We start from the raw sequence: 21,543 nt of genomic DNA, 5'->3' as shown, positions 1-21,543 counted from the left end.
GGCTGCTTGCCTGCTTATCCATCAACTGCGCGATGAAAACAGCGAGGCAAGCGTCGAAGCCGGCTTGTTGTTCAGCCGCGGCACGACCACAAGCTGCTTGATCTCGCCGCGCTTGTAGGCGGCCAGGAAGCGCTTGTAATCCTTGAAGGAGACGCAACCGTTGGAATCGCCGTTCTTGCCGAGCATGTAGGTGTGGGCGAGCAGGCCGACCCGGTCATAGATGGCATCCGAACCCTCGACCGGCGTCAGTCGGATCGCCGCGACGCCGTGGAACAGGGCCTCGCGCATGGTGAGGACATAGGTGTGCGGCGGCGTCGGTCCGCGCATCTTCTTGTTGGCGTAACGCGGATTGTCGCGCATCTTGCCGAGGCCGGAATGAGCTTCCAGCCGCTCGCCGTTCGGCAGATAGACGGTGCTGTTTTCGATATCGTAGATAGCGACGCCTGCGCGCAGCTTCGGCGAGAAGACCGGCTTGTCGTAACGCGGGACTGCGTCGTCCTCATCGTCTTCGATCAGCGCGTTCGGCTTGGCATAGGCAAGGACCGGCTCGGCGGAACGCTGCGCCTCCTTGGAGCCTGGGGCCGGTTTGCCGATCAGTCCGTCCGGGCGCGCCATCGGCAGCGGCACGGAACCGGCATCTGGGGCCAGCACGAGATCGAAGGGCTGCTGCTCTTCGGCCTCGACAACTTGTTCCGTCGCAGGTTTTTCCTGCGGCAGCGACGCCGTCTTGAGGGCGGGTGCGGCCGGCTCGACCGGGGTTGGCGCAATCTGCTGCGGCCCGGCATCAGCAACGGCGAGCAGGGCAGGGAGTTCGACGGCTGCGACGGCTTCCTTGGAAGGAATGATGATCCGGTCGCCCTCGTTCTCTTCCGCCTCCGCGCGGGCGAGCTCGACCGGCGGCGTGACGATATCGTCCTTGACGAATTTCGCGGTGTCGGAAGGTGTTGCTGCGGCAACGGCGACCGGCGGTTCGGCAGGGGTGACAAGACGATTCTTTGCAAGCGCCAGCGATGCCGCTGCGGCAGCATCCGTCTTTTGCGCATGCGATTGGATGAGATGAGCCGTCAGGGCAACGACCGGCTTGGCATTGAAGGCGGCCAGTCGATCGGCTTTGCCGACATGGATCAGTCGTTCGTAAGACGTCGCCGGCTTGGACTTCGGCGCCGACGCGACGTGCGTGAAGCTCTCGGACGGGGAAACGGGTGCGCCGATCGAATGCATTGTCGCGAAGGTCGCGATCAGCCATGTCGAGGTCAGAAATCCTGCGCCGACGACGCCGTAAAGAAAGCCGCGAGATCTGCGCGAACGAACAGCAGATCCGCCAAGAGAGGTGACGCCATCAAACGCCCCGACCGCAAACGCCATACCAAACTCGTCTTTCAAACTCGCTACGCAGGCCGGCGGGCACTGACTGACTACACTTCGCCGGGGCCGGTAATGGCGCAAATGGGCCGAATTTAGACCGCTTGCGACATCCGACTGTTTCGCAAGGATGACGAATTATGGTTTCTAATTTGTTTACGCGGCGCCGGACTTTCTCATGACGGCCCAAAAAGAGATGCGTCCGGCGTTTGTCAGACGCGTTCCATCACGTAACTTCCCGGCGCTTCCTCGATCGCATTCAGCGCATCGCCGCCGGGTTTACGCGCCGCAACGCGTCTGCCGTCATGCGTCTCGATCCAGGCCTGCCAATGCGGCCACCACGATCCCGGCGTCTCGGTCGCCTGTTCGAGCCAGGTTTCGTACTCGCCCTTGGCCGGGCCGCCCGTCCAGAATTGATATTTCTTCTTGTCGGGCGGGTTGACGACGCCGGCGATATGTCCCGAACCGGTGACGACGAATTCCACCTTGCCGCCGAAGAACCGGCTGCCGAGGAAGACGGATTTGGCAGGCGCGATGTGGTCCTCGCGGGTGGCGAGATTATAGATCGGGATCTTCACGTCCTTCAGCGACACGGGTTTGCCGTCGAGGATCATCTCGTTCTGCGTCAGCGTATTGCGGAGATAGCAGTTGCGCAGATAGAAGGCATGATTTGCCGCCGCCATGCGGGTCGAATCGGCGTTCCAGAACAACAGGTCGAAGGGCAGGGGCTCCTGGCCCTTGAGGTAGCTGTTGACGAAATAAGGCCAGATCAGCTCGGAAGCGCGCAGCATGTTGAAGGCCATCGACATCTTCGAGCCGTCGAGATAGCCGGCCGACTTCATATGCTCTTCGAGCGCGGCAAGCTGCTCCTCGTCGACGAAGACCTTCAGGTCGCCGGCATGGGTGAAGTCGACCTGGGTGGTGAAGAGTGTCGCGGTCTTGATGCGTTTGTTCTTTTCCTTGGCGTGCAGCGCCAGCGTTGCCGCCAGCAGTGTGCCGCCGACGCAGTAGCCGACGGCATTGACCTCCTTCTCGCCGGTCGCCTTCTCGATTATCTCGAGCGCGAAATCGATGCCTTCGCGGGCATAGGCCGCCCAGTCCTTTTCGGCGTGGCGCGCATCCGGGTTGACCCAGGAAATGACGAAGACGGTCTGACCCTGGTCGACGCACCATTTGATGAAGGATTTCTGCGGATTGAGGTCGAGAATATAGAATTTGTTGATCCAGGGCGGGCAGATCAGCAGCGGCCGCTTCAGCACCGTCTCGGTCGACGCCTCGTACTGGATGATCTGGCAGATGTCGTTCTGGGCGATCACCTTGCCCGGCGTCAGCGCCATATCGCGGCCGACGGCGAATTTCGTCATGTCGGTCTGGCGAAGGCGAAGCTCGCCGTGGCCGGCGGCGATATCCTCGGCGAGCATCTTCATCCCCCGCACCAGGTTTTCGCCGTTGCTGGCGATCGTCTCGCGATAGAGCTGCGGATTGGTGGGGATGAAATTGCTCGGCGAAAGCGCTGCCGTGATCTGCTTCACGTAGAAGCCGGCCTTGTGCTTGGTGTGCTCGTCAAGGCCGTCGGTCTCCGACACCAGCTTCTCCACCCAGTCGGTCGTGACGAAATAGACCTGGCGCAGAAAATCGAAGAACGGATTCTTGTCCCAGTCCTCGTCGGAGAAGCGCTTGTCCTTGCGGGTGTCGGGCTCGGGCGGCGGGGGCTCGCCCTGCAGTCCGCTCATGCTTTGCATGCGCTGCATCGAGCGCATCCAGATGCCGAAGAACGAGGACATCAGCTGCGTCTGCGCCTCGAAGGTGCGGCGGGGATCGGAAATCCAGTATTCGCTGACTTTCGACAGCGTCTTGACCATGTCGGCCATCGGATCGATGGCGGTTTCGCTGATCTCGCCGCGTTCGCGCGGCGCAAGCCAGGCCGAAGCGGCTTGCCCGAGATTTTCGAGCGCCCGGGCGAAATTCATCGCCATGGTCTCGGGATCCTTCAGCACATAGGGATCGAGATCGGTTGCGTCGAAACCGGTCTTGCCGCCATTCTTCTGGCTGCCACTCTCCTGCTTGCTGTCGGTCACCATTTCCTCCGGCGGCAGCACCCTTTTTATCTCTTCGTTGTACATCGTGACCGAACGAGAAAACAAGTTCCACCCGCATCGGCTCGTGCTATTGCTTTGTGGCTGCGACAAATTTAACAGTCGAAGCAGTCAGAACTGGATTTTGAGGCATGACGAAGAACGGCATCCGGCGCATCGCAACCTTCAACCGCACCGCATTGATTTGCGCCGCGGCGGCGATGGCCCTTGCCGGATGCAATCTGACGGCGGAGGAGAAGGCCGCGGCCGCTGCCAAGCGAGCGGCGCCGACCGCCGTCGTCATGCCGGCCACCAAGGGCGAGGCGGTCGAAGGCGGCCTTGCGAAGTCGCCGGACGGCTATCCGAATTTCGGCGCGCCGCTGACGGCCGCCAATGTCCAGATGAGCGACGAGCAGGCGGCCGAACTGCAGCATCAGCTGACCGCGCTTGCCGCCCGACGCAAGGCCGGCACGATCTCGGAAGCCGAATATCAGGCCAAGGTCGCCGAAATGCGCCGCCTGGCCGCCGAGCACGGCGAGCAGACGCTCTCCGAAATCTCCAAATAGACCTTGCCTTTCAGGCAATTTGGACGCAAAGCCTTCGGCAAGGATCGGAAGATGCAATTTTCCTGATAATGCGCTTTGCGCGGCCTTTTCGTCAAAGATTTGCCGCGCGGCTTGGGTCTGATGAATACGGCGCTGCGATTCTGAAGTTCGTGTCGCAGCCGCCGGGAGACGGAACGAACTTCGACCGCGGCCCGAAATGCCGCCTTTCCATGGGGAATGAAATGGAAGAGTTTCACAAAGTCCGGCGTTTGCCGCCTTATGTTTTCGAACAGGTCAACCGTTTGAAAGCAAGCGCGCGAGCGGGCGGTGCCGATATCATCGATCTCGGCATGGGAAACCCTGACCTTCCCACCCCCCAGGCGATCGTCGACAAGCTGTGCGAGGTCGTGCAGGACCCGCGCACCCACCGTTATTCCTCCTCCAAAGGCATTCCGGGCCTGCGCCGCGCCCAGGCCGCCTATTATGCCCGCCGTTTCGGCGTCAAGCTCAACCCGGATACGCAGGTGGTCGCCACCTTGGGCTCCAAGGAAGGCTTCGCCAACATGGCGCAGGCGATCACCGCGCCCGGCGACGTCATCCTCTGCCCGAACCCGACCTATCCGATCCACGCCTTCGGCTTCCTGATGGCGGGCGGGGTGATCCGCTCGATGTCGGTTGAGCCGGATGAGAGCTTTTTCCCGCCGCTCGAGCGCGCCGTCCGGCATTCGATCCCGAAACCCCTGGCGCTGATCCTCAACTACCCCTCGAACCCGACCGCCCTCGTCGCGACGCTCGATTTCTACAAGGACGTCATCGCTTTCGCCAAGAAGCACGACATCATCGTGCTCTCCGACCTTGCCTATTCGGAGATCTACTTCGACGGCGCGCCGCCGCCGTCGGTTCTCGAAGTGCCGGGCGCGATGGATGTGACCGTCGAGTTCACCTCGATGTCGAAGACCTTCTCCATGCCCGGCTGGCGCATGGGCTTTGCCGTCGGCAACGAGCGGCTGATCGCGGCGCTCACCCGCGTCAAATCCTATCTCGACTACGGCGCCTTCACGCCGATTCAGGTCGCCGCGACCCATGCGCTGAATGGCGATGGTTCCGACATTGCCGAAGTCCGCAACGTCTATAAACGCCGCCGCGACGTCATGGTCGAAAGTTTCGGCAAGGCCGGCTTCGACGTGCCGCCGCCGGCTGCGACGATGTTTGCCTGGGCGAAAATCCCGGAAAAGTTCCGTCATCTCGGTTCGCTGGAATTTTCCAAGCTCTTGGTCGAGAAGGCCGACGTCGCCGTTGCCCCGGGCATCGGCTTCGGCGAAATGGGCGACGACTACGTCCGTCTGGCGCTTGTCGAGAACGAACACCGCATCCGTCAGGCTGCGCGCAACATCAAGAAGTTCATGTCGACGGCGGATGAGACGATGCATAACGTCATTTCGCTGAACGCACACCGTTAATCTCAACTCTCGGCAGCCGCTTTCGCGGCTGCCGCCACACAGACATTTCAGGATCGATCCATGGCAGATGCCCTCAAAATCGGCATTGCGGGCTTGGGCACCGTTGGCGCCTCGCTTGTCCGCATCATTCAGCAGAAGAGCAACGAGCTTGCCGTCACCTGCGGGCGTCCGATCATCATCACGGCGGTCTCCGCGCGTGACAAAACGAGGGACCGCGGCGTCGATCTCTCAGCCGTCACCTGGTTCGACCGGCCGGAAGAACTTGCCGAGAAGGGCGACATCGACGTCTTCGTCGAGCTGATCGGCGGCGCCGAGGGGGCGGCCAACGTCTCCGTTCGCACGGCACTGCAGCGCGGTCTCCATGTGGTGACAGCCAACAAGGCGCTGCTTGCCTATCACGGCGTCGAGCTTGCGACGATCGCGGAAGAGAAGGGCTCGCTCCTGAATTTCGAAGCGGCGGTCGCCGGCGGCATTCCCGTCATCAAGGCGCTGCGCGAATCGCTGACGGGCAATGCCGTCTCGCGCATCTACGGCATCATGAACGGCACCTGCAATTACATCCTGACCAAGATGGAGAAGGAAGGGCTTTCCTTCACCGAGTGCCTCAAGGAAGCGCAGCGGCTGGGTTATGCCGAGGCCGATCCCGCCTTCGATATCGAAGGCAACGATACCGCCCACAAGCTTGCCATCCTGACGACGCTCGCCTTCGGCAACCGCATCGCGGCCGACGACATCTATCTCGAAGGCATCACCAACATCTCGATCGAGGATATCCACGCCGCCGCCGAACTCGGTTATCGCATCAAGCTCTTGGGCGTTGCCCAGCGCACCGATACCGGCATCGAGCAGCGCGTCCACCCGACCATGGTGCCGGTCGATTCGGTCATTGCCCAGGTCGACGGCGTCACCAATGCGGTGGCGATCGAATCCGATGTGCTTGGCGAGTTGCTGATGGTCGGTCCCGGCGCCGGCGGCAATGCCACCGCCTCGTCGGTGCTCGGTGACATCGCCGATATCGCCAAGAGCCAGCCGGGCGCCCAGCGCGTGCCGGTGCTCGGCCATCCGGCAAAGGCGCTGGAGCCCTATCGCAAGGCGCAGATGCAGAGCCACGAGGGTGGCTATTTCATCCGCCTGACCGTGCTCGATCGCACCGGCGTCTTTGCAAGCGTCGCAACCCGCATGGCCGAAAACCACATCTCGCTCGAATCGATCGTCCAGCGCTCCAAGCAGCATCTGGCGCCCTCGCATCACCAGACGATCATTCTGGTTACCCATGCGACAATGGAGGAGTCGGTGCGCAAGGCCGTCGCCTCGATCAAGTCGGAAGGTTATCTCTTCGGCGAGCCGCAGGTCATCCGCATCGAGCGGCCGAAAGAAGAAGCTTGATCCTTTCCCGTCCGGGAACATGAGCCGCCCTGTCTTACCGAACTGACCGCGAAAGTTGGACTTCAACCTTCGCGGGCAGTTTACGATGGCAGGGCGGTTTTTCTGTTGATCGTGTAACCGCCCGTATTGGAAGTTTATATTAACAAATGCGCAAATATTGATATAAATAAAACCATAGATGGTGAGTCGTCGGCGTGGAGAATTTCATGAGCAAGGACAGCCACGCCGGGAAGGGATATGGCTGCCCGAGCGGGGTGCCGCCAACCCGTCCTGATGTGCCTGAGGAAATTCTCGAGCCGGTCCATCGCGACATTCGCGAGGAAATACCCGATGACGTTGACGGCGAAGAAAACACCGAAGGCCGCAACTGGGCCATTCTGCTGACGCTCTTTTCGTTCCTGCTGGTGCAAATCGGCGGCATCGCCATGATCGTTTGGGCGATCTTCTGGTAAAAATCCGTGTCTGCAAGGCCATCGCTATGTTATCTCGGCTGCTCCTGTAGAAAGAACAGATGACATCAGCGGAGTTTGGCATGGCAGATCTCGTCGATCCGGTACAGCGCGCGTTTCTCGGCGTGGAGAAATCCGCGCTCGACAATCGCTGGGTTGCGCGGCTCGACCAGGCCGGTCAGAATCGGGCGCTCGCCATGTCGCAGGTTCACGGGCTGCCGGATCTGATCGCTCGCGTTCTCGCCGGGCGCGGCGTCCCGGTGGACGAGGCGATCGAATTTCTCGATCCGACGATCCGCAGCCTGATGCCCGATCCCCACACGCTGACCGACTGCGAGAAGGCGGCGACCCGCCTCATGCGCGCGATCGAGAGCGGCGAGAGCGTGGCGATTTTCGGCGACTACGACGTCGACGGCGCGGCTTCATCGGCGCTGATGTTCCGCTTTCTCAGCCATTTCGGCGTCAAGGCGAACATCTACATTCCCGATCGGATTTTTGAAGGTTACGGCCCCAATCCGGCGGCGATCAACCAGTTGATCGACAATGGCGCCCGGCTGATCGTCACCGTCGATTGCGGCTCCACCAGTCACGAGGCGCTTGCGGCTGCTGCCGCGCGCAATATCGATGTCGTGGTTATCGATCACCACCAGGTGACACACGAGCTGCCGCCTTGCCATGCACTGGTCAACCCGAACCGCGAAGACGATCTCTCGGGGCAGGGGCATCTGTGCGCGGCCGGCGTCGTCTTCATGGTGCTGGTGGCGACGCTGAGGCTGCTGCGCGCGGCCGGCAACAAGCGCATCCTGGCCATCGACCTGTTGCAATGGCTGGATATCGTCGCGCTTGCCACCGTCTGTGATGTCGTGCCGCTGAAGGGGCTCAACCGCGCCTATGTGGTGAAGGGGCTGGTCGCCGCCCGCCACCAGAGCAATGCCGGCCTTGCCGCACTCTTCCGCAAGGCCGGGCTCGCCGGCCCGGTGACACCCTATCATTTCGGCTTCCTGATCGGCCCGCGCATCAATGCCGGCGGACGAATCGGCGATGCCGCCCTCGGAAGCCGCCTGTTGACGCTCGACGATGCCGGCGAAGCTGAAATGATCGCCCAGCGCCTCGACGAGCTCAATCGCGAGCGCCAGGCGATGGAGGCCATGATGCTGCAGGAGGCGGAAGCCGAGGCGCTCGCCGAATATGGCGACGGCGAGGGCGCCTCCGTCATCGTCACCGCCCATGAGAAGTGGCATCCCGGCATCGTCGGGCTGATCGCGGCGCGGCTGAAGGAAAAGTTCAAACGGCCGGCCTTCGCGATCGCCTTCGATCCCTCCGGCCGCGGCACCGGCTCGGGCCGCTCCATCAACGGCTTCGACATGGGCAGAATGGTGCGGGCGGCGGTCGACGAGGGGCTGCTCGTCAAGGGCGGCGGCCACGCCATGGCTGCGGGGCTGACCGTCGAGCGCGCCGATCTCGGCAGGCTCAGAACCTTCTTCACCGAAAAGGCGGCAAGGACGGTGGCGAACCTCGTCGCGAACGAGACGCTGAAGATCGACGGGGCGATCGGCGCCAGCGGCGCCACGCTCGAACTCATCGACCGCCTGGAGGCGGCCGGCCCCTATGGCTCCGGCCACGCCCAGCCGCTCTTTGCGGTGCCGGCGCACCGCGTGCGCGACGCGCGCCTGGTCGGTGAGAAACATGTGAAGGTGACGCTGGAGGCAATGGACGGGTCGCGGCTCGATGGAATCGCCTTCCGCGCCGCCGATACGGCGCTCGGCAATCTTCTCGTCAATTCACGCGGCGCCAGCCTGCATGTGGCGGGTACGCTCGGCGCCGAGCATTACCAGGGCGCCCGCCGTATCCAGCTGCGCGTCTGCGATGCCGCGCCGGCAATATAGACGACCGCACAAAAGGGCTGATGATGAGGAATTCGAAGGGGAGAAAGTGGCACGCCCTAGGGGAGTCGAACCCCTCTTCCCAGAATGAAAATCTGGTGTCCTAACCGATAGACGAAGGGCGCTTCCTTCGTGGTGGCGCCCTTATAGTCAGCACCTTCAAAAGCCGCAAGCGCCAAGGCGCGAAAAAATCATCGTTTTCGCCGATTTTTTTGTGGCTGTGGAAAATCGTGGCGAACGGTATGGCCGATCGGAAGAATTCAAGCCTGGCGGATCGTTTTGCGGCACTACGCGCCCACGACGAGAGCTCTTCGCGACGCCTAGTGACATATGCCACCTCGATGACAGATCGGCGCGAGCCGCTTCCTCGATGAATCAGATTTGGTGCGGCACGCTTTCGCCATGGGGAAGGCTCTAGCCCGAATGTGGTACGCCCTAGGGGAGTCGAACCCCTCTTTACAGAATGAGAATCTGTCGTCCTAACCGATAGACGAAGGGCGCAGGCCGGCTTTGCTAAAATAGGAGCACACGCCGGCTTCTGCAAGCGGATGCGATGGCTTCAATGTGGAAGAGAATGGCACGCCCTAGGGGAGTCGAACCCCTCTTCCCAGAATGAAAATCTGGTGTCCTAACCGATAGACGAAGGGCGCTTCCTTCGTGGTGGCGCCCTTATAGTCAGCGCCTTCAAAAGCCGCAAGCGGCAAATTCGATTTTTTTCAAAAAAATGACAGATATTTTCGCCGGGCCAGCATTGGAGATTACCGCTGCCGAATCAACGGCTTGTATGGCTTGTCGAAAGCGCGGCAAACCAGGCTGACGTAACGTGATGCCGTTCCATGCTGGTGGTATCAGATCGCTCTGGCGGACGTCATGGGGGCGCGTTTGCCGCCGCAGCCCCAGTTCCAGTCGCGGCTCTTGCCGGTGTCGAGATGGACGGAATCCGTGTGGCAATAGGTGCCGACGCCGCCGCGATCCGGCAGGGAGCGGATATAGGCGGCGATATCCCATTTCGACACGCCGTCGATCTGGATGTCGGCGGCCTCGCAGCTCTTGTGCATCGATTCTTCAGCGCCGCCGACCAGGCGGTTATGTTCTTCGTCGCGATGGCCTGAGGTGACGATGACGGGCCGGCCGAAATGGTTTTCGACCGTTTTGATCACTTTCAAGAGGTCGGGCTTGAAGCAGCCGACCTCGACATGATCGTTCTGGACATGCAGCCCGTTCGGCGCGACACGCGTCATGCCGGGCAGGGCGGCGTTGTGCAGGAGGCCGGAAAGGCTGCCGAGCAGGTTCTGCTTCGGCGCGCTGTAGAGCGCGTTCGTCGTTGCTGCCGGAATGCCGCCTGTCGCCAGCGAGGCGGTTTGAATGGGCGCAGGCTGCGTGCCGGAGTTCTCCGAGGATTGCTGCGGCAGCACCGGCGTCGCCGGCTGTGCGGGCATCGCAGGCTGGCTGTAGACGCTGCTTCTTGTCGGTGCCACGCCTTCCGTCGGCGCATAGGCTTGCGGCTGGATGATGGTGGACGTGCTGTTGTTTTGTGGCAGCGGCTGGTGATCCGAAAAGATGCTCATCGCCTGCGCGTTGATCCGTGTCGACTGCATGACCAGCCCGCCGATATTGGCAGGCGCTGCCATTGCCGGATCGGCCGGCGGGACGGCCGCATTCGGATCCGCTGCCACGCCCTGGGGCGCGGTCTGGGCGCCGGAGACATTGACGAGCCGGGGGTCGGTATAGACCGAGCGCGGCGCAGATTTCGCGGGCGTTGTCGCGGCAAGCTGGGGCGCTGCGGCCGCTGTTGCCGGAACCGCCGGAACGGCCGCGGCTGAATCGAGCGCCTTCTTGTCCGACGCGCAGCCAGACAGCGCCAGCATCGAGGTGGCGATCAGCAAAGCGCCCGTTACAGGCATCCGCATCTCATTGTTACGCAAGCAACCAGTCTCCAGTTGATGCGGAAAACGGCCGAAAATCGCCATCTTCCGCGTCGAGTCAGCTGGAGCTTGCCTGCGGGGCCGGGTCGCGGCAAGCGCCAAGGCGCCGGCCGGATCCGAAATCGCAAAAGCCGCAAGCTTCGCAAAAGCCTTGCGGCGAAAACCCTTACCAGGCGCCGGTATTGCCCATGGAAGCCCAGGGCTCAGTGGCTGGAAGCGGGCTTCCCTTCTGCAGGATTTCGATCGAGATGCCGTCGGGCGAGCGCACGAAGGCCATGTTGCCGTCGCGCGGCGGCCGGTTGATGGTGATGCCGTTGTCCATCAGCTTCTGGCAGATTGCATAGATGTCGTCGACTTCATAGGCGAGATGGCCGAAGTTGCGTCCGCCGCTGTAATCCTCTGTATCCCAGTTGTAGGTAAGCTCGAGGCAGGGCGCTTTTTCGCTCCGAGCACGCTCGAGATCGTCGCGGGCAGCCAGGAAAACCAGGGTAAAACGGCCCTTTTCGTTTTCGTGGCGGCGAATCTCTTCCAGCCCGAACAGGGTGGTATAAAAGGCGAGCGAAGCGTCCAGGTCTCTGACTCGAACCATCGTATGAAGATAACGCATTCTATCTACTCCTTTATTGGGGCTGGCCCTTAACGGCAAGCCGTGGTCAGCTTCGGGCAAGTCAACATGATAAAATGTGCAGCTGGGAATAACCGAAAACTAGGACTTGCGCTTATCCGTTACCAAGATGTTAATCTTGATTTCAAGAATCAGTTAACCGTAACAGTGTGACGCGTATTCGAGGGGCTGGCGACTATGGCTGATAGGATTTCATCGAACGAATACACCGATCTCGACGAGCTGTCGTCAGAGACGGTCGATCTTGTTGAAATCACCGGGGTCGTCAAGTGGTTCGACGTCGCCAAGGGCTTCGGCTTCATCGTGCCGGACAATGGCATGCAGGATGTTCTCCTGCACGTGACCTGCTTGCGCCGCGACGGTTACCAGACGATCCTCGAGGGAACGCGCATCGTTGCCCTCATCCAGCGCCGCGAGCGCGGCTACCAGGCTTTCAAGATCCTTTCGATGGATCAATCGACCGCGGTTCATCCCTCGCTGCTGCCACCGGTCCGCACCCATGTGCAGGTCACCGCCACCAGCGGGCTCGAGCGTGCGCTCGTCAAGTGGTTCAACCGCACCAAGGGCTTCGGCTTCCTGACGCGCGGCGAGGGCACGGAAGACATTTTCGTGCATATGGAAACGCTTCGCCGTTTCGGCCTCACCGAGCTGCGCCCCGGCCAGGTGGTTCTCGTCCGCTTCGGCGACGGCGAAAAGGGCCTGATGGCCGCAGAGATCCACCCCGATATTCCGAGCCCGGCCAGCCGGTCGCACTAAGATGCGGGGTCTCGTCCTTCATGCGATCAGAAGCGCCATCACGGCGCTTTTTTTCTTGGTCGCCCTGCCGGCTCTGGCTGAGGAGCCGATGCGGTTCGACAAGGAGCCGCTACTCATCCAGACGGCCGCCGGCAAGACGCTGCATTTCACCGTCGAGGTCGCGACGACCGCCGACCAGCGCGCTCATGGACTGATGTTCCGCAAGACGATGGCCGAGGACGCCGGCATGATCTTCGATTTCGGCGAACCGCGGCGCGTGGCCATGTGGATGGAAAACACCATTCTGCCGCTCGATATGCTCTTTGCCGACAATACCGGCACGATCCGCCACATCAAGGAAAACGCAACGCCCTATTCGCGCGACATCATCGATTCGACGAGCCCGGTGAAATACGTCGTTGAACTCAATGCCGGCATCGTCGGCAAATTGGGAATCAAGGTGGGCGACAGGATCATGAGCGCCACGACGACAAAGGCGAAGTGACGGTGCGCAAGCTCGTGTGCCCGCAGGCTGCGGCGCGACTATCAGAAAGCTCAAGAATATCGGGATATTAAATGGTCGGAGTGGAGAGATTCGAACTCCCGACCCTCTGGTCCCAAACCAGATGCGCTACCAGACTGCGCTACACTCCGTGCCGTGATTGGCAGGGGGAATACACGGTTCACTTCGCCCTCGCAACCCATAAATCCGGCTCTGCGCGGAGATTTCTCACCGGGCCTGTGGACGCAATACGGAAAATCTCGAAACGCCGTCAATTTGCCTGCAAGGCGCAATTGGACGTCGGCACGGTTCCGCCTTAGCCGCGGCCGAGCAGGCCGATATATTGGGCGTAGCTGATGGCGACATAGAAGAACGCGGTAATGCCGGCTCCTATCACAATGGCGTTGAACTCTGCCGAACGTCTCATCATGCGCGCAAATCCATGAAATTAATTGAGCCGTAAATAATGCCGGGGGCCGGCCGCGGCAATCGGGTTGTGATCACAACATGAGACGTTCGGTAATATTGCGCAACTCGGCCGGAATTCCTGCGCTTCGAGCGGCGGCTGAACACCTGGCGGAATATCCGTGGCTGCGGCGCCGCCGATATCCCTGTTTCCGTATGATTGCCTCATCATCGGGCGGGAGGGCAGGGCGTCGCGCGCTGCCTTTTTTCTTGAAAAACCGGGGATTCGCGGATAAGCAAAATTCATCTCTTCGCGTTATCCCTGGCACGAAGCGAGGCCCGGCGACGGGATTGAGACCATGAAAGGCGGGCGCAGTCCCCGCATATTCGGAGATGCCGCAGTCATGCCTGCCAAGATCTATCGTCCTGCGAAGACCGCCATGCAGTCCGGCAAGGCCAAGACCCATCTCTGGGTGCTTGAATTCGATCAGGAGTCACCCCGCAAGATCGATCCGATCATGGGCTACACCTCCTCGGGCGATATGCGCCAGCAGGTAAAACTCACCTTCGAAACGCAGGCGCTTGCCGAAGCCTATGCCCAGCGCAACGGTATCGAATATCGCGTCATCGCCCCGAAGGACCCGGCGCGCCAGGTCGTGGCCTATCCGGATAATTTCCGCTATACCCGCACGCAGCCCTGGACGCATTGAGATTTCTCGTCCACATATGCCGAATCCGGTCGCGCTTCGTAAACGCGGCCAGCAGACGGCCCCTTAGCTCAGCTGGATAGAGCACCTGCCTTCTAAGCAGGTTGTCGCAGGTTCGATTCCTGCAGGGGTCGCCATCGATTTTTCAAGTATCTGTTTTCGCTTTGGGCTTCGACGCGGATGGCAGCGTCAGAGATTGAAAATCCTGGTTCACGAGGATCCACGCCGAAACACTTCTCAATCAATTGCGAGCGGAATTTCCGGCCGTTATTCCGACGTTTGGAGAAGCCGCGGTAAGCGTGTCGGCTGCAGCAGCGAACTGACGATGTTGGCCACAATCGGTCCATCCGTCTCGCTCTTCGCCTTTGCTTCCTTCGATTCACGATCGGCGATGCTGGCTAATCTCCATGCCCTCGCGCAAGGCACTGGCGTTCAATGCTCCCTGCCGCCAGCTTCTCAAAGATCGCACGGCGGGTCGGGTCTGACAAAGCAGCTTTCTGTTGCTGCGGAAATCCTAAGTTCAACGACTGACCTCTCAGCATCAAGAAATGAGAGGAATTCCTGTCGCAAAACCCGTGTGCAAGCGACGGAGTTTTGCAATCGTCCGCGCAGCGTCTTGTCATCCGCTCGGATCAATCTCCTGAAACCAGCGTGTCGATTTCGACTGATCCTGTTCGATTAAGACGGAGCCTTGAGCCAGTCAAAGGAGAGACAAGTATGGCTGCCACTAAGCATTCCGAACAAGTCGAATTACAATTGCTGCACCTCAGTGTCGTGGGCACCTTGCAAGCCGTTTGGATGCTGCTGAAGCATCAGCGAAAGTACCGCCGAAGCTTGAGCGAGTTCTCGCGGTTTGACTCTCGCCTTCTCCGTGACATCGGCTTGGGAGCCTCCCAGAGATCATTTCCACTGGAAAGATCGGAGAGCAGCAAGCAACTCTCACCGGATAAGCTGAACTGGCAGCATTCTTTTGCTCTTTGTCGAGCCGCGGTGTTCAACTGCGACTAACAGCGACAGCACCATGGAGGAACCGGATGCGCTACCTTTGTCTCTTCTACATCGATCAAACACTTGTTGATGCCGCCAGCAAGGAGGAATGGGCCGAGATCGACCGGGAGTCCTTAGCTTCCAATGAAGACCTCCAACGTTCAGGCCACTATCTCGCCTCCAACGCTCTTGCCGACCCAAAGACCGCAAAGACATTGCGCGTTCGCGCCGGCAAGGCGAGTTGGACCGACGGGCCCTTCGCAGAGACCAAGGAGCATCTGGGTGGCTTCCTGCTCATCGAAGCGAAGAACCTTGCAGAGGCAATGGAGATCGCGGAGCGGGACTCGCTCGCTAGGATGGGGGCGATCGAAGTGCGCGAGACCGCCGGCTTCTAAATGTTTGATCCCAGGCTTTGATGGGGCATCCTTGTCTCCAGAATCAAAGGATGCGTTATGGGCCGTCCTGCGGACCCTCATGGGAGCGCCACGACGACAGAGGCAGTCCGTCGGGCTATACAACATAGTCAAGAGAGCCTGAGGACGCTTTCGAAGCGTTACGGGATCAATCAGAAGACCGTCGCCAAGTGGCGGAAGCGGTCCTCTGTCGCGGACCTTCCAACCGGTCCAAAGGAGGTGCGGAATTATTGTTCGAACTGATCTCGCAACACTTCGAACGAGGGGGCACTTTGATCACAAGCAACCTTCCGTTTGACGAATGGACGGAGACCCGGGGATCCGAGCGCTTGACCAGTCCGCTGTTGGGCCGCATCACCCACCACGTCAACCTCCTGGAGGTGACCGCTCGCCCGAAGGGCCGGCTGACACCTGCCGAAAAATCGTAGCGCGCGGATGGGATCGCCGCTCGGGCTATGCCCTCCCAGCTTGCTCATCCGCGCGCTGAAGTAACCGAAGTTTGCGCGCCGTGTAGCGGATTTTATTCCGCCGTCGACATATTTCCGGATTGTTGGCACGATTGTTGCGGCGGTCGGACGACCGCCGCAACGGGTATCGTTACAGGAGAAAATCGCCTGCCCCCAGCTGGACGTGGCCCTTCAGCTGAATCTCGAAGTCATGAACACCGTCGCCGTTCAAATCGGCCTGGATAACGGTAGCATCGTCCTGGTAGTGCCACGCGAGCGCGCCAGCCTTCCTATCGAACAAGGCATTTTCCTGCGCCTGGAAATGGAAGGCTGCATCGCCCAGCGCAGAGCCATTCGCATCGATCGTCGAGAGGTCGATCTTATCGGTGCCATGCTGGAAGTCGGTGATGACGTCGCGGCTCCAGCCGGACCCGGTCTCCGTCGGTGCCTTGAAGGCAAAGGTATCCGAGCTGGTGCCACCGCTCATGATGTCCCTTCCGGCACCACCGATGAGGACGTCCGAGCCGGCGCCGCCCTTCAACACGTCATTACCGCCGAGACCCTTGTAGGTTTCGTTGCCGCCGTTGGACTGACCGGTGTGTGGCAGGTAGTCGTTACCATCGGTGCCGGTGTATACCTTCGTCGATGTGGTCGGTTGCGTCGGCGTGGTTGGCGCTGTCGGCGTGGTTGGCGCTGTCGGCGTGGTTGGAGCTGTCGGCGCGGTTGGAGCTGTCGGCGTGGTGGGAGCTGTCGGTTCCGTCGGCGTGGTTGGCGCTGCCGGCTGCGTCGGCGTGGTTGGCGTTCCCGATACCGGCGAGGAGCCCGATTCATAGGCACCCATATCGACGGTTCCAACAACGCGAGCGTCGCCGTCCAGATCGACCGAATTGACGCCGTACTTGGTGGTTCCGCTGTCGATTGCCGCCGAGCCAGAGGCGAGGTGGAAGTCGCCGTTCGCTGCACTCACGAAATGCGGGTCGACGCCGAGCTTGTTGCCGTTCGCCGTGCTCGGCATCGCGTTGCCGCCGTCGGTCTTGACCGATGCCTGGCCGGCCGTGCCGTTGTAGGTGATGTTGTTGGCCCAGACGACGTTCTGGTTGCTGTAGCCGCCGTACGACGTGTTATCGACCGCAGTGTTGTTCTTGTTGACCGATGGGTCCGCTACGGCCACGTTGTTGACCCAGGTGTTGTTGCTCGACTGCGCGTTGCTGAGCTCGCCGCGCCAGGTGCCGTCGTTCAGCAGGTCCTGATTGTTGTGGTATGCGGTGTTGTTTTTCACCGTGACGGAGTCGCTCCAGGTAACTTGGATGCCTTTGCTACCGTTCTCATAGACGAGGTTGTTGTCGACAAGGGTCTTAAACGTGTAGTTCGGATGACCGCTCGTCTGCGTGCTCTGGAAATCGTCGATGATGATGCCGTTGCCATCGGTGTGCGCACCCGACTTCGTGACGTTGTCGTGCGAGATGTTGTTCCGGATGATGTTGCGGAAGCCGCCATCGTCCGGCGCCCCGGTGATATTCCGGTTCTGGTAGAGAGAGATGCCTGAAAACCAGCCGGCACTCGCATTTTTGTAAGTCTCGTTCCCTTCGATCGTGATGAAGTCGGATCCGGCGAAGGCGATGCCGGACGCACCGTTGTCGTGGGAAACGTTATTGGCGATATTCACATGGTGGACGCCATCACCAACAATGCCGTGCGAATCGCTCCCGTAGACCTCGAAGCCCTTGACCGCCACATAGTTAGCAGTGATGTTGATACCATTTGCGCCGCCCGATGCTGAGTGTATCACCGCTCCACCCGGTACCTCCGACCGCAAGGTAATGTAGCCGGCGGCGGAACCATCCTTGTACATGTTCACCGACTCATTATAGACGCCGGCGCGCACCACAACCTCGTCGCCTGGCTTAAGGTCCGCCGCCATCGCCTGACCGATCGTGCGAAAGGGAGAAGCGGCACTGCCGTTTCCGCCGCTGCTGGTCGTCGATACGTAGTATGTTGTCATAGTCCTGTTCCTCAACTCTGACGTTGCGTTTGTCAGTTAATATTTTCTAGCTAATCAGCCCTTACGGCGGGGGTTATAGGACGTCATCCTGGGAAAGTGCAACAGCATCGCGACAGTAAGTACTTGAGAAGTATGGCCATATTGCTGCCATAATGTCCCGTTCACTCCGGAGTTACATTTTGAAATATTTGCGGAATTTTGAGTCGCTCAAAATGTGGCAGTATTTCTATCTCGCACGCCGCGAATTATTCTTTATGCAACTATAGCGACGTGCACGGATTGAAAACATTACAGAAACTTGATGGGCATGAGCGGATTTCTCCGGCCAAAGGCGGAATCTGCATTTTTTGTGAATCCAGCGCTTTTTGGGCAGATTTGCCTTCAAAAGTGATACTTATCGACATGGTAAGGGAGGGCATGATCGTAGAATCGCCCACACCTCAAACGTCAAAATGAGCCCCGATCAAGGGAATTGGCGGTAAGGCAATGCTCTCGTGATGAGCCCGATACAACGATCGAGGTACTCGGAAAGCTGCTGCAGGCATGCCGCAAAGGAACCGCGCCAATCACTCTCTCGAGCGAGGCTGAACCAATTCCCAGTTATCTGCAGAGCAGGCGATCGCTTTGGATCGACCGTCAACATTCAGCACGAACCGCAGCACTCGCATCGCTCGGTCAATTGCTCGCCGCGCACGCGTTGCCGACTGATGTCACAGGAGAAGCGCCCCAGGACAGGCTAAGAGTTGGGACAAAGTCGAGAAGCAAAGATCCCCTCAAAGGACCGCTGCGGCAGTTGGTCTGTCGTCAGCAGGCCGACCCGGACGGAAACGTCACGCTCACTTTCTTCGCGCGGTTGAAACCATCCAGCCCGTAACAGGGTCGGAGCTCGATTTCGATGTCCCGGTCCTTTTGAGTAGCCAGCTCGACCGCGATCTGTTGCGTAGCGGAGGACGAGAGTCGGTTTCTGTCCGAACCAGGCCAGCAGTTCCGGACCTACTGTTATCTTCTCGTAAATCATCTCTCATCCCACACGTCAGATTGGTGATGCCGCACGATAGCAATCTCAGACAGTGTGACAATCGGCCCTGAGTGCACCGTGTTCCGTCGCTTTGTGGGCGGCGGCTTCGCTCCGGCCGAGTTGTCGACGGCTTGCGAGCTCGAAGCCGCAAGCCGTCGCGCGATCTTGGTTTAGCGACCCTGGAAAATTTTGATGATCTTCGGAGTAAAGCGGCGTTGTTTGACGTCGATGACATCGTCATAGGTAATGCGGCCGGAAACAACGGCGGCAACAAATCGCTCGCATGCAACCCGCGGAGCGTCTTTGTCCGAAACGTTTGTCACAAGCCCGGCGCCGCGACGTCCGTTTGCATCGAATCCCTTCGCGCAGTCTTTCACCGCTTCACTTCTTGCCCTTGCGCTGCCCTGCAGCAGTGTGACGTAGGCATCGTAGTCCTGACGCGTAGGGACGCAGGCGGTCAGAAGTCCCATGGCAATCATCATAGTTACGGTACGAGCGCGCATTTAAATATTATCCCTTTAATTGCCCACTGATAGGCGTCCGATATCTATTTCGATTCGTGCGACGCGCGAAAGACTACAGCTGAAATCCTATGGGTCTCGCCGAAAGATGGAACAAATTGCTGCTAGCCGAAAATTCTTCTCAGCGATCCAGGAAATGATCGAAGTAAACCTTGGGAATGGGGTAGGCGTAGACGCCGCGGTCGACGAAGCCGCGCCTGTAAAGGCAGTTTCTGAGCGCCGCATTGTAGTGCAGGCTCTGTGGATCCGGCGAGCCGCGTCGCCACGAGCCGGCCTCCGGTAGGCACCAGCAGAGTGCCTTGTCGTATCGGGTCAGAAGGACCGGGTCGGTGTCGACCCGAACGCCGCTATAGGATTGATAGTTTGAAGGAGATTCTGCGGCCGAAATACAGCCCAGGCCAAGTGCAACGCCAATGACTGCCATCAATCTCATTGGATTTAATTCTCCCTTGATCGATTATCGAAGTAATCGAACGGGAGGTTATTTGTTTCAACGCCTGCGGGCAAGAGGGGCGCACTGCTGGAGCATGATGCCGAAAAGTGTGAGCGATTTTCGCACGACATCATGCTCTAACTCTTTAATTTAGAACAGGATACAGCCGCCGCAGCGTCGCGGCAGTCATCCCGCCTTCCGTGGCTCAATCCAGGAGATCGGCCGGCACCTTGCCGCCATTTTCCGAAAGCCGCTTCATCAGCGCCTTGTGCAGCCACATATTCATTTTTGCGGAATCGTTCGTGTCGCCGGTATAGCCGAGTTCGGCGGCAAGTTCCTTGCGCTCGGTCAGGCTCGCATCCATCCCGACGGCTTTCATCAGATCGACGATCGAGTGGCGCCAATCGAGTTTCTGGCCGCTCTTTTTGACAGCGCCGTCGAGGATAGGGACGATATCGACGGCGGCGGCTGTGGCTGGGGCGGTGGCCGGTTTGCTCTGAGCGGGGGAGGCCGTGGGCGCCGGACTGGGCGCTGCCGACGGCGAAACGGGAGCCTGGGCGGGCGGCGTCTTTGGCGCGCCGGCTGCGGCCGGTTCGGCTGCTTTCGCTTCTCCGAAGATTGCATGTTTGATCTTGTCGAAAATGCCCATCCTTGAATCTCCAGTTTCATTAAATGAGAACATGCTGAAACATGGAATTCCGGGCGGACTTATCCAGACGAAAGAGAAGCTATTTTTCGCAGGTTCAATCGTCGGCAGAAAAACAAATTCCCCGGATAGCTGTGCTCGATTTTTTTGAAGAGGTTCTGCGACCGGATGAAGATATGAAGTGCAACCGGAAGCTATAGTTTCCGTCGCCGCTGCAAATGTCTCAGGGTATTCTCCGTTTTGGCGCAATCGGTCAGGCAATTCGTATTTCGATAACCGTAAAGATCATTGCCGGCCACTAAATCGGCCTGCTGTGCGACATGCTGAAACATTCCGCATCCCGCGGATCGCCTGCAGACAGCAGGCGTCCAAATGATCGAAGGTACGCGCGTCCCTCGATTTTCAACCGCCGGTCAGATTGCCGGCGAATGAAAACGGAGGAAGAAACATGACTCATAACCATCATAACCTATCGCTTGCGGTGCTTGCGTCGACTTGCGCCCTCCTTGCCATGCCGGCAGGCATGGCGCACGCGGTCGATGTCGGAGTGTCGGTGACTACGGGCAATGCCGTGAGCGCCGAGGCCGGCGCGTCGCTCGGCGCAGGAAGCGGCATCGCCGCAGACGCCGACGCCTCCGTCGGCGGCTCAGACGGCATCAATGCCGATGTGAGTACCGATGCCGGTGGCGGCAGTGGTCTCGACGCAGGCGCCAATGCCCGGCTCGGCGGTTCCGATGGAATTGACGCCAATGCCACGGCTTCGATCGGACGCAGTAGCCGGGTCGATGCCAATCTCGCTCTCGGCGGGGCGGAGGAGCAAGGCGGCAACAGGTCCGCGGCTTACGGCACCCCCAACGCCTCCGAGGCGCGTATCGTGGAACTCTTCCGCAGCAGGCCCGTCGAAGAACAGCGCAAGATGCTCGTTCGTTGCGTCGATCTCTCCGCGTCAGGCGGTGGCGATTCCGGCCTTGCCGGTCTCTGCAGTCTGTTGCAGGCGACGGCCTCCCGCTGAACATGA

At 60.0% G+C, this 21,543-nt stretch carries 19 protein-coding genes, 5 tRNA genes and 4 pseudogenes; 14 read left to right on the top strand and 14 right to left on the bottom strand.

Annotation, left to right across the window (positions count from 1 at the left end; translation table 11 throughout):
- Positions 1 to 21: 21 nt before the first annotated feature.
- Together K6M89_RS13570 and K6M89_RS13565 are read right to left on the bottom strand one after the other, a co-directional pair.
- Entirely contained in the window at positions 22 to 1,365 is a 1,344-nt protein-coding gene (locus tag K6M89_RS13570) for a DUF2778 domain-containing protein (protein ID WP_222139789.1), read from the bottom strand.
- A gap of 209 nt (positions 1,366 to 1,574) precedes the next feature.
- Positions 1,575 to 3,440 carry a PHA/PHB synthase family protein gene (locus K6M89_RS13565; protein ID WP_438826584.1) on the bottom strand — a complete coding sequence of 622 codons (1,866 nt, stop codon included), beginning with the start codon at positions 3,438 to 3,440 and terminating at the stop codon, positions 1,575 to 1,577.
- 149 nt (positions 3,441 to 3,589) lie between these two features.
- On the opposite strand from K6M89_RS13565, the gene K6M89_RS13560 reads away from it, so the two are divergent.
- From K6M89_RS13560 to recJ, 5 genes are all read left to right on the top strand, one after another.
- Positions 3,590 to 4,003 (top strand): hypothetical protein, encoded by a 414-nt coding sequence (locus K6M89_RS13560; RefSeq protein ID WP_222139788.1) that lies wholly within the window; start codon positions 3,590 to 3,592, stop codon positions 4,001 to 4,003.
- 221 nt (positions 4,004 to 4,224) lie between these two features.
- Positions 4,225 to 5,442: an LL-diaminopimelate aminotransferase gene (locus K6M89_RS13555; RefSeq protein ID WP_064683553.1), complete on the top strand. Its 1,218-nt coding sequence runs from the start codon at positions 4,225 to 4,227 to the stop codon at positions 5,440 to 5,442.
- A gap of 60 nt (positions 5,443 to 5,502) precedes the next feature.
- Positions 5,503 to 6,828: a homoserine dehydrogenase gene (locus tag K6M89_RS13550; RefSeq protein ID WP_097579132.1), complete on the top strand. Its 1,326-nt coding sequence runs from the start codon at positions 5,503 to 5,505 to the stop codon at positions 6,826 to 6,828.
- 206 nt (positions 6,829 to 7,034) lie between these two features.
- Positions 7,035 to 7,280 (top strand): hypothetical protein, encoded by a 246-nt coding sequence (locus tag K6M89_RS13545; RefSeq protein WP_222139787.1) that lies wholly within the window; start codon positions 7,035 to 7,037, stop codon positions 7,278 to 7,280.
- An 80-nt stretch (positions 7,281 to 7,360) separates the two neighbouring features.
- Positions 7,361 to 9,163, top strand: coding sequence for a single-stranded-DNA-specific exonuclease RecJ (gene recJ / locus K6M89_RS13540; RefSeq protein ID WP_222139786.1), 1,803 nt, complete (start codon positions 7,361 to 7,363; stop codon positions 9,161 to 9,163).
- Between the two features lie 47 nt (positions 9,164 to 9,210).
- Here the strand turns inward: recJ and K6M89_RS13535 are convergent.
- The 5 genes from K6M89_RS13535 to gloA form a co-directional block, all read right to left on the bottom strand.
- Positions 9,211 to 9,285 (bottom strand) — tRNA-Glu (locus K6M89_RS13535).
- Between the two features lie 301 nt (positions 9,286 to 9,586).
- Positions 9,587 to 9,661, bottom strand: a tRNA-Glu gene (locus K6M89_RS13530).
- Positions 9,662 to 9,735: 74 nt separating this feature from the next.
- Positions 9,736 to 9,810 (bottom strand) — tRNA-Glu (locus K6M89_RS13525).
- 198 nt (positions 9,811 to 10,008) lie between these two features.
- The gene (locus K6M89_RS13520; protein WP_222139785.1) at positions 10,009 to 11,085 is read right to left on the bottom strand and encodes a YcbK family protein; all 1,077 of its coding nucleotides are present in this window, start codon (positions 11,083 to 11,085) and stop codon (positions 10,009 to 10,011) included.
- A gap of 166 nt (positions 11,086 to 11,251) precedes the next feature.
- A complete protein-coding gene (gene gloA, locus K6M89_RS13515; protein ID WP_097579136.1) occupies positions 11,252 to 11,692 on the bottom strand; it encodes a lactoylglutathione lyase in 441 nt (146 codons plus the stop codon).
- A 195-nt stretch (positions 11,693 to 11,887) separates the two neighbouring features.
- On the opposite strand from gloA, the gene K6M89_RS13510 reads away from it, so the two are divergent.
- Together K6M89_RS13510 and K6M89_RS13505 are read left to right on the top strand one after the other, a co-directional pair.
- Entirely contained in the window at positions 11,888 to 12,466 is a 579-nt protein-coding gene (locus tag K6M89_RS13510; RefSeq protein ID WP_222139784.1) for a cold-shock protein, read from the top strand.
- 1 nt (position 12,467) lies between these two features.
- Positions 12,468 to 12,950, top strand: coding sequence for a DUF192 domain-containing protein (locus tag K6M89_RS13505; protein WP_097579138.1), 483 nt, complete (start codon positions 12,468 to 12,470; stop codon positions 12,948 to 12,950).
- Between the two features lie 72 nt (positions 12,951 to 13,022).
- Here K6M89_RS13505 and K6M89_RS13500 read toward each other — a convergent pair.
- Positions 13,023 to 13,099 (bottom strand) — tRNA-Pro (locus K6M89_RS13500).
- Between the two features lie 657 nt (positions 13,100 to 13,756).
- Here K6M89_RS13500 and K6M89_RS13495 point away from each other — a divergent pair.
- Both K6M89_RS13495 and K6M89_RS13490 read left to right on the top strand, forming a co-directional pair.
- Positions 13,757 to 14,062, top strand: coding sequence for an ETC complex I subunit (locus K6M89_RS13495; RefSeq protein WP_010004800.1), 306 nt, complete (start codon positions 13,757 to 13,759; stop codon positions 14,060 to 14,062).
- Positions 14,063 to 14,119: 57 nt separating this feature from the next.
- A tRNA-Arg gene (locus K6M89_RS13490) sits at positions 14,120 to 14,196 on the top strand.
- Positions 14,197 to 14,337: 141 nt separating this feature from the next.
- On the opposite strand, the pseudogene K6M89_RS31870 reads toward K6M89_RS13490, so the two are convergent.
- Together K6M89_RS31870 and K6M89_RS13485 are read right to left on the bottom strand one after the other, a co-directional pair.
- A pseudogene (locus tag K6M89_RS31870) lies at positions 14,338 to 14,452 on the bottom strand (NIPSNAP family protein); the annotation flags it as partial.
- 1 nt (position 14,453) lies between these two features.
- Positions 14,454 to 14,601: pseudogene (locus tag K6M89_RS13485) on the bottom strand (ArsR family transcriptional regulator); the annotation flags it as partial.
- 175 nt (positions 14,602 to 14,776) lie between these two features.
- On the opposite strand from K6M89_RS13485, the gene K6M89_RS13480 reads away from it, so the two are divergent.
- The 4 genes and pseudogenes from K6M89_RS13480 to K6M89_RS13470 form a co-directional block, all read left to right on the top strand.
- Positions 14,777 to 15,067 carry a YjiS-like domain-containing protein gene (locus K6M89_RS13480; protein ID WP_097579139.1) on the top strand — a complete coding sequence of 97 codons (291 nt, stop codon included), beginning with the start codon at positions 14,777 to 14,779 and terminating at the stop codon, positions 15,065 to 15,067.
- A gap of 26 nt (positions 15,068 to 15,093) precedes the next feature.
- Positions 15,094 to 15,441 (top strand): YciI family protein, encoded by a 348-nt coding sequence (locus tag K6M89_RS13475; RefSeq protein ID WP_222139783.1) that lies wholly within the window; start codon positions 15,094 to 15,096, stop codon positions 15,439 to 15,441.
- Between the two features lie 57 nt (positions 15,442 to 15,498).
- Positions 15,499 to 15,687: pseudogene (locus K6M89_RS31025) on the top strand (hypothetical protein); the annotation flags it as partial.
- A pseudogene (locus K6M89_RS13470) lies at positions 15,669 to 15,887 on the top strand (ATP-binding protein); the annotation flags it as partial. The pseudogenes K6M89_RS31025 and K6M89_RS13470, both read left to right, overlap by 19 nt.
- Before the next feature lie 169 nt (positions 15,888 to 16,056).
- Here the strand turns inward: K6M89_RS13470 and K6M89_RS13465 are convergent.
- From K6M89_RS13465 to K6M89_RS13450, 4 genes are all read right to left on the bottom strand, one after another.
- The gene (locus K6M89_RS13465; RefSeq protein ID WP_222139782.1) at positions 16,057 to 17,907 is read right to left on the bottom strand and encodes a M10 family metallopeptidase C-terminal domain-containing protein; all 1,851 of its coding nucleotides are present in this window, start codon (positions 17,905 to 17,907) and stop codon (positions 16,057 to 16,059) included.
- Between the two features lie 1,188 nt (positions 17,908 to 19,095).
- Positions 19,096 to 19,428, bottom strand: a complete 333-nt coding sequence (locus K6M89_RS13460; protein ID WP_222139781.1) for a hypothetical protein — start codon at positions 19,426 to 19,428, stop codon at positions 19,096 to 19,098.
- 139 nt (positions 19,429 to 19,567) lie between these two features.
- Positions 19,568 to 19,879, bottom strand: a complete 312-nt coding sequence (locus K6M89_RS13455) for a hypothetical protein (protein ID WP_222139780.1) — start codon at positions 19,877 to 19,879, stop codon at positions 19,568 to 19,570.
- 205 nt (positions 19,880 to 20,084) lie between these two features.
- Entirely contained in the window at positions 20,085 to 20,528 is a 444-nt protein-coding gene (locus K6M89_RS13450; RefSeq protein WP_097579144.1) for a DUF3597 domain-containing protein, read from the bottom strand.
- A gap of 445 nt (positions 20,529 to 20,973) precedes the next feature.
- Between K6M89_RS13450 and K6M89_RS13445 the strand changes: the two genes are divergently transcribed.
- Entirely contained in the window at positions 20,974 to 21,537 is a 564-nt protein-coding gene (locus K6M89_RS13445) for a hypothetical protein (RefSeq protein ID WP_222139779.1), read from the top strand.
- Positions 21,538 to 21,543: the final 6 nt, after the last annotated feature.

It is taken from the genome of Rhizobium croatiense (genome assembly GCF_019793465.1).
GTDB classification, from domain to species: Bacteria; Pseudomonadota; Alphaproteobacteria; order Rhizobiales; family Rhizobiaceae; genus Rhizobium; species Rhizobium croatiense.
This window is presented reverse-complemented; position numbering and strand designations above follow the sequence as displayed.

Coding starts and splice junctions, on each gene's coding strand:
- K6M89_RS13570 (WP_222139789.1), bottom strand. CDS start 1,365: ATGGCGTTTGCGGTCGGGGCGTTTGATGGCGTCACCTCTCTTGGCGGA.
- K6M89_RS13560 (WP_222139788.1), top strand. CDS start 3,590: ATGACGAAGAACGGCATCCGGCGCATCGCAACCTTCAACCGCACCGCA.
- K6M89_RS13555 (WP_064683553.1), top strand. CDS start 4,225: ATGGAAGAGTTTCACAAAGTCCGGCGTTTGCCGCCTTATGTTTTCGAA.
- K6M89_RS13550 (WP_097579132.1), top strand. CDS start 5,503: ATGGCAGATGCCCTCAAAATCGGCATTGCGGGCTTGGGCACCGTTGGC.
- K6M89_RS13545 (WP_222139787.1), top strand. CDS start 7,035: ATGAGCAAGGACAGCCACGCCGGGAAGGGATATGGCTGCCCGAGCGGG.
- recJ (WP_222139786.1), top strand. CDS start 7,361: ATGGCAGATCTCGTCGATCCGGTACAGCGCGCGTTTCTCGGCGTGGAG.
- gloA (WP_097579136.1), bottom strand. CDS start 11,692: ATGCGTTATCTTCATACGATGGTTCGAGTCAGAGACCTGGACGCTTCG.
- K6M89_RS13510 (WP_222139784.1), top strand. CDS start 11,888: ATGGCTGATAGGATTTCATCGAACGAATACACCGATCTCGACGAGCTG.
- K6M89_RS13505 (WP_097579138.1), top strand. CDS start 12,468: ATGCGGGGTCTCGTCCTTCATGCGATCAGAAGCGCCATCACGGCGCTT.
- K6M89_RS13495 (WP_010004800.1), top strand. CDS start 13,757: ATGCCTGCCAAGATCTATCGTCCTGCGAAGACCGCCATGCAGTCCGGC.
- K6M89_RS13480 (WP_097579139.1), top strand. CDS start 14,777: ATGGCTGCCACTAAGCATTCCGAACAAGTCGAATTACAATTGCTGCAC.
- K6M89_RS13475 (WP_222139783.1), top strand. CDS start 15,094: ATGCGCTACCTTTGTCTCTTCTACATCGATCAAACACTTGTTGATGCC.
- K6M89_RS13465 (WP_222139782.1), bottom strand. CDS start 17,907: ATGACAACATACTACGTATCGACGACCAGCAGCGGCGGAAACGGCAGT.
- K6M89_RS13460 (WP_222139781.1), bottom strand. CDS start 19,428: ATGCGCGCTCGTACCGTAACTATGATGATTGCCATGGGACTTCTGACC.
- K6M89_RS13455 (WP_222139780.1), bottom strand. CDS start 19,879: ATGAGATTGATGGCAGTCATTGGCGTTGCACTTGGCCTGGGCTGTATT.
- K6M89_RS13450 (WP_097579144.1), bottom strand. CDS start 20,528: ATGGGCATTTTCGACAAGATCAAACATGCAATCTTCGGAGAAGCGAAA.
- K6M89_RS13445 (WP_222139779.1), top strand. CDS start 20,974: ATGACTCATAACCATCATAACCTATCGCTTGCGGTGCTTGCGTCGACT.